Origin of the sequence: Bacillus thuringiensis (genome assembly GCF_022095615.2) — a bacterium.
Taxonomy (GTDB): Bacteria; Bacillota; Bacilli; order Bacillales; family Bacillaceae_G; genus Bacillus_A; species Bacillus_A cereus_AG.
This window is the reverse complement of the sequence record NZ_CP155561.1, coordinates 79396-92378: the sequence shown is the minus strand read 5'-3', so window position 1 is coordinate 92378 and position 12983 is coordinate 79396. Positions and strand designations below refer to the sequence as shown.

The window sequence follows — 12983 nt, the reverse complement described above, 5'->3', positions numbered from 1 at the left end:
GAAATTAAAATTTAACAAAAAATATAACGCAACTGAAAATAAGGAGGAGAATTAAATGATGAAATTTCCATTTAAAATCATAACTTTAGCCACTTTAGCCACGGTTATAACTGCTACGAATGGTAGTACTATTCATGCACTTGCAAAAGAACAGACGGCGCAAGAACAGAAAATAGAAAAGTATGCGCTAGGACCTGAAGGGTTAAAGAAAGCGTTGGCTGAAACAGGCTCTCATATTCTTGTAATGGATTTGTACGCAAAAACAATGATTAAGCAACCGGATGTAAATTTATCCAATATTGATTTAGGTTCAGGAGGAGGAGAATTAATCAAAAACATTCATCTAAATCAGGAACTGTCACGAATCAATGCAAATTACTGGTTAGATACAGCGAAGCCGAATATCCAAAAAACAGCACGTAATATTGTAAATTATGATGAGCAATTTCAAAATTATTACGACACATTAGTAGATACTGTAAAAAAGAAAGATAAGGTGAGCCTCAAAGAAGGAATAGGGGATTTAATTGATACAATTCATACAAATTCAAATGAAGTTACGGAAGTCATTAAAATGTTAGAAGCTTTCAAAACAAAGTTGTATACAAATACTGTAGATTTTAAAAATAATGTTGGGGGTCCGGATGGAAAGGGAGGATTGACAGCTATTTTAGCAGGAAAACAAGCGCTAGTCCCACAACTTCAGGCTGAAATTGAGAATTTACGTTCTACACAGAAAACACATTTTGATAATGTATTAGCCTGGTCAATTGGTGGTGGATTAGGAGCAGTTATTTTAGTTATTGGAACAATTGCAGGAGCGGTAGTAATTGTTGTGACTGGTGGCACAGCTACACCAGCTGTTGTTGGAGGTCTTACAGCCCTAGGAGCCGCTGGTATCGGCTTAGGAACAGCAGCTGGTGTTGAGGCATCTAATCATATGAATTCCTATAATGAAATTTCGAATAAAATCGGAGAATTAAGTATGAGAGCTGATTTAGCTAACCAAGCGGTTATATCACTTACTAATACAAAAGACACTTTAACATATTTATATCAGACAGTGGATCAAGCAATAATGTCTCTAACGAGTATTCAGCAACAATGGAATAAAATGGGGGCAAATTATAAAGATTTATATGATAATATTGATCAAATGCAAGAACATAAACTTTCGTTAATACCTGACGATTTAAAAGCTGCTAAACAAAGTTGGAATGATATTCATAAAGACGCAGAATTCATTTCAAGAGACATTGCTTTTAAACAAGAAAAAATAAACTAAAAATTCATATATATATAGGAGGAATTAAAGTGAATAATAATTTTCCTTATAAACTACTTACTCTATCGACGTTTTTAACACTGACAACAACTACTGTAGTTTATCCAGTAGCAGCTTTTGCAAGTGAAAGTAAAATAGAACAAACGAGTACAGAAGATATATCTCTTTCTGTAAACAGCGAAAAGATGAAAAAAGCTTTGCAAGATGCTGGGTTATTTGCAAAATCCATGAATGATTACTCCTATTTGTTAATTAATAATCCCGATGTTAACTTTGAAGGAATTGATATTAAAGGATATACAAATTTACCTAATCAAATTCTACAAGATCAAAAGAATGCAAGAGAGCATGCTACAAAATGGGATGCACACATAAAAAAACAACTTTTAGATACCCTGACAGGGATTGTAGAGTATGATAACACATTTGATAATTATTACGATACATTAGTAGAAGCAATTAATGAAGGAGATACAGATACATTAAAAGAAGGTATTACAGATTTACAAGGTGAGATTAAACAAAACCAAGCATACACACAGAATTTAATACAAGAACTAGCTAAGTTAAGAGATAGTATTGGAGAAGATGTCCGAGCATTTGGAGGTCATAAAGATATCTTGCAATCGATTTTAAAAAACCAAGCATCTGGAATAGATGAAGATGAAAAGCGCTTAAATGATGTTTTAGAGCAAGTAAGACATTTTAAACAAGTAGAATCGGATGGAATAATAACTGTATCCGTTCCCTCAATTCCTACATGGATTGCTGGCGGTGTAATGATAGGGGTAGCGAGAGACAATTTAGGTACGTTAGAGCCATTGTTAGCGCAATTACGTCAAACGGTAGACTATAAAATAACATTAAATCGTGTAGTTGGAGTTGCGTATAATAATATTGCTGAAATGCAAAATGCAATTGGTTCAGCTATTAATGCTCTTACCTACATGTCAGCACAATGGCATGATTTAGATTCTCAATATTTAGGAGTACTTAATCATATTGATAAAGCATCCCAAAAAGCAGATCAAAATAAATTTAAATTCTTAAAACCAAACCTGAATGCAGCGAAAGATAGTTGGAAAACATTAAGAGCAGATGCGTTTACATTAAAAGAAGGAATAAAAACATTAAAAATGGATCCTGTTTCTTCAAAAAAATAGGGAGATACGATTTTGTTGTAAAGATATCTAAAATATAGAGGCTTTAAAAACATACTGTTAAATAATCAAATGATTCTTTATATACTAAAAAGGTGGGGTTGCATTAAGAGCTCCGCCTTTTTTGTTCATTTTTCATTCGTATAATAACAGGACTGTCAAACTAAATTATGACTTAATATATAAAGGTTATTATGAAACTATATTTTTTTATTTATCAGCTAGGTAATAGTAATGAAAATAAGGTTGAATATATCAGAGTAAAAGGATAAATTGATTTAAAGGGTTCTTTAATTTTTTACGTGCGAATGTATAGCAAACATAAAATTCCTAGTACATTCGCACCTAGAATTTTCATAATGTATGGTGGGAATTTATGATTTTTATAAAAATGCTTTACTAAATAAAAATATTTTTATACTTTTGAATAGAATTAACGTATTTGTGGTTGAATTTGAACACAAATCGGTGTCGCACCTCATATAGGTGCGTGGATTGAAATCTAAGAGTATCTTTACTTATTCCTAGCTCACTAGGTCGCACCTCATATAGGTGCGTGGATTGAAATACCATGAAGATATGTATTCTCTCCCAACTTTCTTGTCGCACCTCATATAGGTGCGTGGATTGAAATTATACTAATGTATGGATATGAATCCTCAAAGAAAAGTCGCACCTCATATAGGTGCGTGGATTGAAATAAAGAAACGTTTGCGGATAAGAACAAATCTTATCGTCGCACCTCATATAGGTGCGTGGATTGAAATTATTATCAATTTGGAAACTGACGAAAATCTAAAGTCGCACCTCATATAGGTGCGTGGATTGAAATCCGTAGTGATCATAGTTGTAGGTTGTGCATTTGTATTCGCACCTCATATAGGTGCATGGATTGAAATTAACCACACGCGGAATATCCGTGCATATGCTTTCGTCGCGCCTCATATAGGTGCGTGGATTGAAATTAGTAATGCTCTGGCTTTAAATCGCTCTGCAGTTTATTAGATACTCAACTGGAAGCATCTAACAAACTGCAGTATCTAACAAACATGTAAAAAACATGAAATGGAGAGGGATTGAATGAACTACATTGCCCATATTCGTGAGAGTGACAGTCAAGTACAAACAGTTGAAGAGCATTTATTAGGAGTAAAAGAACTAGCTGAAACCTATGGAGAAAAAATTTGTATAAAACATTTAGCTGGTTTAGCAGGTATGCTTCATGATATGGGGAAATACACCGATGAGTTTAAAGAATATATATTGGAAGCAGTAAATAATCCTAATTCTCCACCTAAAAGGGGGAGTGTTGACCATTCAACTGCAGGGGGGAAATTGTTATATCAATTATTCCATACAGAAAATATGATTCCTTACAAAGGGATAGTATCTGAGATAGTGGGAAATGCCATTATTTCTCACCACGGTTACCTTCAAGATTTTTTAAATCCAGATTTAGAATCACCTTATTTAAATAGAGTGCGAGATAAGCAATTAAGAGGATTTGATGTTACACAACAATTCTTTTTTAAACATGTCATGAAAGAGAAAGATTTTCATGAGTATGTTGACAAAGCTACTGTAGAACTAGAAAGTTTCCTACTTAAAGAATCCCCAGAAAATGCCGAAAAGCAATTAATGTTTTTAACTAAATTCATCTTTAGTACATTAATTGATGCCGATAGAACAAATACCCGATTATTTGAAGAAGAAAAAAGTGTAGAATCCGTAATAAATTCTGAGGAGTTATTTGAGAAATACTACGAGAGGCTCATGATAAAAATTAATGCTTTCAAAAAACAGCAGAGTGCAAATACCCCTATTAACATGTTGAGAGCAGACATGTCAGATCAGTGTGATCAGTTCGCTGAGAGGCCATCAGGAATATATACGTTATCTATTCCAACTGGTGGTGGTAAAACATTAGCAAGCTTAAGATATGCATTAAAACATGCAAAAACTCATAATAAAAAACGAATCATTTATGTTGTACCTTTTACAACAATTATCGAGCAAAATGCGGAAGAGGTTCGGAAAATATTAGAAGATGAAGAAAATATTTTAGAACATCATTCAAATATAGTTGAAGAAGGGAATGATCATGATGAAAATGAAGAAGGTATGGTTAGCATACAACAAAAATTTAAATTAGCTAAAGATAATTGGGATTCTCCTATTATTTTTACAACCATGGTTCAGTTTCTAAATGTGTTTTACGCAAAGGGAAACAGAAATACTAGAAGACTGCATAATTTAAGTGAGGCAATTATTATTTTTGATGAAGTGCAAAAAGTTCCTGTTTCATGTGTTTCATTATTTAATCAAGCATTGAATTTTTTAAAAATATATACTCGTTCCAGTATAGTCCTCTGCACTGCTACTCAACCTGCTTTGGACTTTGTAGAACAAAAATTAGACATAAATACGGATGCTGAAATGATTAATAACCTTGATCATGTAATTGAAGCATTTAAAAGGGTAGAAATCATTGATCAAGCAACTAATGAAATCTTTAATAAAGATAAACTCAAAACATTTATACATACAAAAATAGAGGCAGTACAAAGTATCCTCATTGTTCTAAATACAAAATCAGTTGTGAGAGATTTGTATACACAATTACAGAGTCAAGAGTTAAACATCCCTATTTATCATTTAAGCACAACAATGTGTGCAGCACATCGACATAAAATTTTAGAAGAAGTTAGGGAATGTCTCAAGAAAGGAAGAAAAATCATTTGCATCAGCACACAGTTAATCGAAGCAGGTGTAGATGTAAGTTTTGAGTGTGTTGTTCGTTCTTTATCAGGGTTAGATTCTATAGCACAAGCTGCAGGAAGATGTAATCGCCACGGGGAAAAGGGCATACAGAATGTCTATGTGATTGATTATGAAGAGGAAAACTTAAGTCACTTAAAGGAAATTAAAATTGGAAAGAAAATTACGAAGAAAATTCTTAAGGATTTAAAACATAACGATAAAATACATGGAGGACATATTTTATCAAGAGAGGCAATGAAGAGGTATTTTAAAGAATATTATAGAGAATTTGAATCTGATCTAGATTATTTTATTCCAAAACTAAAAAAGAACATGACTGAGTTATTATCCGTACCAAGAATAGAAAATAGCTATCGTCGAGCATATATTCATAAACATGATAAAAAAGATATTCCATTATTTATTATAAATAGCTACCAGACAGCAGCCAAACATTTTAACGTCATTGATGATCTAACCACTTCAGTCATTGTCCCATATAAAGAAGGAAAGGATATTATCGCAGAATTAAATAGCAATAACTCCATTGAGGATTTGAGCCGATTGTTACGAAAGGCACAGCAGTATACAGTTAACTTATTTAACTATGAAAAAGAAAAATTGGTAATAAACGATGGACTCGTATACTATCTTGATGGGAAAATTCTAGCCTTGAAGGAAAGTGCTTATAATGATGAATATGGTTTGAATGTGCTTAATGAGAGCGATTTTAAGACAGCTATATTTTAAACCCTATCTTTGTTTGAGATAGGGTTTTTAATCCATGTTTTTATACCACATCAAAAGAATTCTTAAATTTCATATAATATATTATCGCTAAATATTGATATAGTTACATAGGAGGAGTATCATTAATTTACTAGAAAAATATAGAAAATGAAAAAGGAGGAAGAATCTTTGCGGAATTCTATTGAATTTGAGGTTTTTGGTGATTACGCACTTTTCACAGATCCTTTGATGAAAATGGGAGGAGAAAAGTTAACTTACCAAGTACCAACTTATCAAGCTATCAAAGGGATTGCTGAATCAATCTACTGGAAGCCAACTCTTCTTATGATTGTAGATAAAATAAGAATTATGAATGCAATCAAAATGGAATCAAAAGGTATTCGTCCAATTGAATATGGTGGTGGAAATACACTCGCAAATTACACATATTTAAAGAATGTAAGATACCAAGTTCAGGCCCATTTTATCTTTAATCCTCATCGACCTGATTTAGCTTTTGATCGTAATGAATATAAGCATCATAACATCCTAAAACGTTCACTTAAAGTTGGAGGACGACGAGACATTTTTTTAGGAACGAGAGAATGCCAAGGATATGTGGAGCCTTGTGTTTTTGGTGAAGGAGAAGGATTTTACGATAATTATGGTGGAGATATTCATTTAGGCACAATGGTTCATGGGCTTAATTATCCTGATGAAACAGGTAGGAATGAATTAGAGGTTCGATTATGGAATCCGGTAATGAGAGATGGAATTATTCAATTCATCCGACCAGAAGAATGTACAAAAATCCGTAAAATATTCAAGATGGAGCCAAAGATTTTTGACAGTTCAAACGTTGAATCAGTTGATGAGCTTATAAAACAATTAGAAGAAGGAGGTGAATAAATGAGCTGGCTATTGAATTTGTATGAGACATATCAATCAAATTTAGATCGAGTCGGTAAAATTGAAAAAAAATATAATGGCCAAGAATATACATTGCTACCTATTTCACACACTACTCAGTCAGCAAATATTGAAGTTTTAATTACAGAAGAAGGGGAGTTCCATTCAGCGACAGTTATAGATAAGAGCGACGCCACTACATTGATCCCTTGTACAGAAGACTCTGCAAGTAGGTCTGGTACCGGAGCGTATAAAGTTCCCCATCCATTACATGATAAATTAACTTACGTTGCAGGTGATTTTGGTGAATACGGCGGCAGTAAAAAAGAAGAGGAGTCATTTGGCTTTTATATCGAACAGCTAAGGAATTGGGTAGAATCCCCATATACGACAGATAAATTAAACAGCATTTACAAATACTTAAGAAAAAAACAATTAGTGAGAGACTTGGTAGATACAAAAATATTATGGCTTGATGAAAACCAAAAGCTGATTGGAAAATGGGATAAAAAAGTTGAAGTTTTACTTGGGAACAAGCCCGAAATCTTTACAGTGCTTCCAGCTGGCCAAGAAGCTGCATTTGTTAGATTTACCGTGTATTCTCCAAATAAGATGCTATCAAAGGTATGGCAAGACAAAGAAATACATAACTCCTTTATTAATTTTTATGATGGCCTCCTAGATAATGAAGATTACTGCTATGTTACAGGGGAAATAAAACCGAGTACAGATAAACATGCGAAAAAGATTAGAAATGCCAGTGATCAAGCAAAGTTAATCTCTTCAAATGATTTAAGAGGTTTCACATTTAGAGGAAGATTTACTACGTCAAATGAAGTAGCGAATATTAGCTATGATGTGTCCCAAAAAGCGCATAATGCATTGAAATGGCTTATTAACAAGCAAGGAAAAATTATCGATCAACGTGTATTTCTTGTATGGGGCAATGATGCAGAAGATGTTCCAGATATTGTAGAGGATAGTTACAATATATTTTCAATGGATATAAGAAGAACTAAAAAGCCAGAAATAAAATCCTATACACATGAACAATTTGCCAATGAAGTTGCTAAGGCAATTGATGGTTATAAAAATAATTTATCTTCCAGTGAAAATGTAAATATTCTCTTGCTTGATTCAGCGACAACAGGCAGATTAGCAGTTCTTTACTATCGTAATATGGATAAAAACCTTTATTTAAATAAGTTAAAGAACTGGCATTCTACATGTGTCTGGGAGCATGGTTACCGTAAAAATGCAGATAATGAATTTGTTAAATTTTATGGGGCACCGTCAACCAGAGATATTGCATTTGCTGCTTATGGGCCAAAAGTAAACGAAAAAGTAGTCAAGGGTTTGATGGAGCGTATGCTTCCCTGCATCATAGACGAGAGAAAAATCCCTTTCGACATTGTTAGAAGTGCCTTTCAGCGTACATCAAACCCTCTATCAATGGAAAAATGGGAATGGGAAAAAACATTAAGTATTACATGTGCATTAGTTAATACAATGGAGGGATATCAATTGGTATTAGATAAGGAAAATAATAATAGAGATTATCTCTTCGGACGCCTTCTAGCGGTTGCGGATGTTTTGGAAAGAAAGGCATTAAATAATGGTGACCAACGTGCTACAAATGCTAGGAGATATATGAATTCCTTTTCTCAACATCCGGAAAGAACATGGAGGACCATTCAAGGGGCCCTACAACCGTATCAAGCACGTTTAGGGGAGAAAGTTTGGTATTATAACAAATTAATTGATGAGATTGGCTCAATGATAAAAATTGAAGATTTTAATAATAAACCACTGTCTGGAAAATATTTGTTAGGCTTTTATAGTCAACGGCATGAATTGTATCAAAAAAAAGAAAAAAATGTTTCACTAAATGATGCAGTAAATATTGGAGAGGAGATTTAAAAATGAAACCTTTAGATCACAAAATCGATTTTGCAGTTGTTCTATCAGTTACAAAAGCTAATCCAAATGGAGATCCTTTGAATGGAAATCGCCCAAGACAAAATTATGATGGACATGGTGAAATCTCTGATGTAGCCATTAAACGAAAGATTAGAAATCGTCTGCAAGACATGGAAGAATCTATTTTTGTTCAATCAAATGACAGAAAGATAGACCAATTTAATAGTTTAAGGGAACGAGCAGAAACCAATGTAGATTTAGTCAAAGCGTTAAAATCGAAGGATAATCCACATGAACAATTTGCTGCAATTGCATGTAAAGAGTGGATTGATGTAAGAAGCTTTGGACAAGTTTTTGCCTTTAAAGGGGGAGCTGGAAAAGGTGTCTCTGTTGGAGTAAGAGGACCTGTTTCAATTCATACGGCAACGAGTGTTGATCCGATTGATATTACTAGTATGCAGATTACGAAAAGTGTAAATTCTGAGCCCGGGAAAGATAAAGGTTCAGATACGATGGGGATGAAGCATCGTGTTGATTTTGGAGTCTATGTTTTTTATGGAAGTATTAATACACAGTTAGCAGAAAAGACAGGTTTTACTAATGGAGATGCGGAAAAGATTAAAAATGCACTGGTTACATTGTTTGAAAATGATGCATCAGCAGCACGCCCTGAAGGAAGTATAGAAGTACATAAAGTTTGTTGGTGGAATCATAATTCAAAACTTGGTCAATACTCCTCTGCAAAAGTACATCGTTTATTAGAGGTTAAACGGAATATTGACGAACCAAAAACAATCGATGATTATACTGTATTAGTACATGAATTAGATGGTTTAAAAGTCGAGATTATTGATGGAATGTAATGAAGATAATAGTTATTTAATGTTATCTGGTATTCAACATTTTCAATTTTGCAAACGACAATGGGCCCTCATTCATATTGAACAACAATGGGAAGAAAACGTTAGGACGATTGAAGGGAAGTTTCTTCATCAAAAAGCTGATCAACCATTTATCATTTTAGCCAAGAAGACTCCTTCCTCAAGGAGCGTGAAGGGTCACAGCCCAGTGAGTAGGTGGGAGATGAATTGGCTTCGAACAAGGGATGGCAGGAAGCCATCTTAATTGTTCGACATACAGAAAGTGTTACTTCACTATCTATCGAATGTACGTTTGGTGTATAGTAGTTATATACCGAAATGGAGGTGAATGAAATGATGATCAATAAAGCCTATAAGTTTCGTATCTATCCAAATCAAGCACAAGCAATTCTAATCAACAAAACGATTGGTTGTTCTCGCTTTGTATTCAATCATTTCCTATTCTTATGGGATCACGCATACAAAGAGACAGGAAAAGGCTTGACTTATGGTACATGCTCTGCCAAATTACCTGCCATGAAGAAAGAGTTTGTTTGGCTAAAAGAAGTGGATAGTATTGCGATTCAGTCGTCTGTTCGCAACCTTGCCGATGCTTATACTCGCTTTTTCAAAAAACAAAACAGCGCACCTCGCTTTAAATCTAAGAAGTACAACGTACAATCTTACACCACAAAACAAACAAATGAAAACATTGCCGTTGTAGGGAACAAAATAAAGTTGCCGAAACTAGGTCTTGTTCGATTTGCCAAAAGTCGTGAAGTAGAGGGACGTATTGTAAATGCGACTGTTAGACGAAACCCTTCTGGCAGATATTTTGTGTCACTATTAGTTGAAACAGAAGTACACGAACTTCCGAAAACACATTCTTACATTGGAGTAGATGTAGGACTAAAAGATTTCGCTATTTTGTCAGATGGAAAACCCTATAAAAATCCGAAGTTTTTCCGATCATTAGAAGATAAGTTGGCGAAAGCACAGCGTATTCTTTCTAGAAGAATGAAAGAATCTTCTGGCTGGAATAAACAACGAGTAAAGGTAGCTAGAATTCATGAATACATATCAAATGCTAGAAAAGATTACTTGGACAAAATCTCAACTGAAATCATCAAAAACCACGATGTTATCGGTATAGAGGATTTGCAAGTATCGAATATGTTAAAGAATCATAAGTTAGCAAAAGCAATTAGTGAGGTATCATGGTCACAATTTCGAACTATGTTGGAATATAAAGCAAAATGGTATGGCAAACAAGTCATTGTCGTATCGAAAACATTTCCTTCCAGCCAATTATGTTCTTGTTGTGGATATCAAAATAAAGACGTTAAAAATCTAAATCTACGTGAATGGGACTGTCCTTCTTGTCGTACACACCATGATAGGGATATTAACGCAAGTATCAATATAAAGAATGAAGCGATAAGGCTTCTAACCGCAAGGACTGCGGGGTTAGCCTAATCAATTAGAGTTCGATAGAACTCTTTACTTAGGAATCCCTCACTTCTAAACGAAGTGAAAGTGGGGGTGGTTCAACAGTTAGGTAATAACTATAAAAATAGGATTGAACATATCGGTATAAAGGAATCCATTGATTTAGAAAGTCCTTTGATTTTTTAGGTGCGAATGTATAGCACACATGAAATTCCTCGTACATTCGCACCTGAATTTTCATAATTTATGAGTGGATTTTAATATTTTTCATACAAATTCTCTTATTAAATAGAGAAATATTTATATTTTTGAACAGAATTAATGTATTTTTGTATGATTTTAAACAAAAATCGCTGTCGCACCTTATATAGGTGCGTGGATTGAAATCTTAGAGAACATGTATAATAAGAACAGTAAGAGGTCGCACCTTATATAGGTGCGTGGATTGAAATGATGAATGGATGCACCAAATGAAGAGTGTTATTCGTCGCACCTTATATAGGTGCGTGAATTGAAATCCTGATATTTCTACACTGAAACTCGTTTCCAGTAGTCGCGCCTTATATAGGTGCGTGGATTGAAATTTTTATTTGCTCATAGCAGGATTCCCTTATCGTAGTCGCACCTTATATAGGTGCATGGATTGAAATTATAGAGACGGATTTATTAGCAGTATGTACATAAGTCGCACCTTATATAGGTGCGTGGATTGAAATTAATCGAGGTCAGAATCATCATCTGACGATTCAAGTCGCACCTTATATAGGTGCGTGAGTAAGGACTGGTAAGAAGCTTGATAGTTATTTAGTGTCTCTGCTGGAGTAAGAGGACCTGCTTCAATTCATAAAGCTGATCCTATTGACATTACTAGTATGCAGATTACGAAAAGTGTAAATTCTGAACCTGGGAAAAATAAAGGTTCAGATACAATGGGGATGAAGCATCGTGTTGATTTGAAGTATAGAAATACATAAAGTTTGTGGATGGGATCATAATTCAAAACTTGACCAGTACTCTTCCGCAAAAGTACACCGTTTACTGGATATTAAGTGGAACATTGACGAACCAAAAATAATTGTTAACTAAAACATTTTGGTAAAAGAATTAGATAGTTTAAAAGTGGCGATTATTGATGGACTGTAATGAAGAAAACGTTAGAATGATTGAAGGAAAGCGTATTTATTTAAAAAAGTCGAACCTCTTGTAGGTACGTGGATTGAAATCAGGCTGTTGCTTAACGGTGTGGCTGGAGCATTTTGTCGCACCTTTCATGGGTGCGTGGGTTGAAATACCAGATGGTGTTGCGATGATAATTTTCGTGCTAGTGGCACCTCGTATAGCTGCGCAGATTGAAATCAGTTTAAACTCTTACCAAGAAAGGATACAGAGAAGTCGCATCTCTTATAGATGTGTGGATTGAAATATCAAGATGGGCAGCCTTTCTAAAACACCTTAATGTCGTATCTCATGTAGGTGCGCGGATTGAAATCGCTAGCGTTAAACGTCTAAAGGGATTGTATGGGCTTTACACCTCTAGTAGGTGTGTGGGTTGAAAGTAGTGGTAAAACACTTATAGTATTCAATTAAACCTTAACGCATTACTCGGATACTTTTTGACTATCATCCTTCATAGGATTGAGGAAGCAGGATTTATTTAGGTAATGCGTTAACTTTAATTAAAAATTCTTGAAATATATAACAATATTATATAATATATAGGTATATTGTTAGTTTATTTGATTCCGTTTATTCCCACACCTTTTTTGTGTTGTGGTTGAGTTGTAGAAGCAAGTTGCGTCTTGTTTCAATTGTGAAAGGGCTTCTTTGAGCCGATTAGTGTATATATAGCTTATTTTGCTATGCGCATTATTAATCGACTTGAAGAAGCCCTTTTTGTGTTGTTTTCAAGTT

7 protein-coding genes, 3 pseudogenes and 1 CRISPR repeat array are annotated in these 12983 nt (G+C 34.2%); all 10 genes and pseudogenes read left to right on the top strand.

Annotated elements, in window-relative coordinates; translation table 11 throughout:
* Positions 1-55 precede the first annotated feature (55 nt).
* A complete protein-coding gene (locus tag KZZ19_RS29960; RefSeq protein WP_237982344.1) occupies positions 56-1285 on the top strand; it encodes an HBL/NHE enterotoxin family protein in 1230 nt (409 codons plus the stop codon).
* A gap of 29 nt (positions 1286-1314) precedes the next feature.
* Positions 1315-2448: an HBL/NHE enterotoxin family protein gene (locus KZZ19_RS29955; RefSeq protein WP_237982345.1), complete on the top strand. Its 1134-nt coding sequence runs from the start codon at positions 1315-1317 to the stop codon at positions 2446-2448.
* Between the two features lie 467 nt (positions 2449-2915).
* A CRISPR array of direct repeats spans positions 2916-3410; the repeat unit is 32 nt; unit sequence GTCGCACCTCATATAGGTGCGTGGATTGAAAT.
* 115 nt (positions 3411-3525) lie between these two features.
* Positions 3526-5955 (top strand): CRISPR-associated helicase Cas3', encoded by a 2430-nt coding sequence (gene cas3, locus KZZ19_RS29950; RefSeq protein WP_237982346.1) that lies wholly within the window; start codon positions 3526-3528, stop codon positions 5953-5955.
* Positions 5956-6123: 168 nt separating this feature from the next.
* Positions 6124-6843: a type I-C CRISPR-associated protein Cas5c gene (cas5c, locus tag KZZ19_RS29945; protein WP_237982347.1), complete on the top strand. Its 720-nt coding sequence runs from the start codon at positions 6124-6126 to the stop codon at positions 6841-6843.
* Positions 6844-8763 (top strand): type I-C CRISPR-associated protein Cas8c/Csd1, encoded by a 1920-nt coding sequence (cas8c, locus tag KZZ19_RS29940; RefSeq protein WP_237982348.1) that lies wholly within the window; start codon positions 6844-6846, stop codon positions 8761-8763.
* A gap of 2 nt (positions 8764-8765) precedes the next feature.
* The gene (gene cas7c, locus KZZ19_RS29935) at positions 8766-9626 is read left to right on the top strand and encodes a type I-C CRISPR-associated protein Cas7/Csd2 (RefSeq protein WP_237982349.1); all 861 of its coding nucleotides are present in this window, start codon (positions 8766-8768) and stop codon (positions 9624-9626) included.
* A pseudogene (locus KZZ19_RS29930) lies at positions 9616-9780 on the top strand (CRISPR-associated protein Cas4); the annotation flags it as partial. The gene cas7c and the pseudogene KZZ19_RS29930, both read left to right, overlap by 11 nt.
* Before the next feature lie 197 nt (positions 9781-9977).
* Positions 9978-11099: an IS200/IS605 family element RNA-guided endonuclease TnpB gene (gene tnpB, locus KZZ19_RS29925; protein ID WP_237982350.1), complete on the top strand. Its 1122-nt coding sequence runs from the start codon at positions 9978-9980 to the stop codon at positions 11097-11099.
* A 75-nt stretch (positions 11100-11174) separates the two neighbouring features.
* Positions 11175-11258 (top strand): annotated as a pseudogene (locus KZZ19_RS31310) (CRISPR-associated endonuclease Cas2); the annotation flags it as partial.
* Between the two features lie 623 nt (positions 11259-11881).
* Positions 11882-12158 (top strand): annotated as a pseudogene (locus tag KZZ19_RS29920) (type I-C CRISPR-associated protein Cas7/Csd2); the annotation flags it as partial.
* Between the last annotated feature and the right edge of the window lie 825 nt (positions 12159-12983).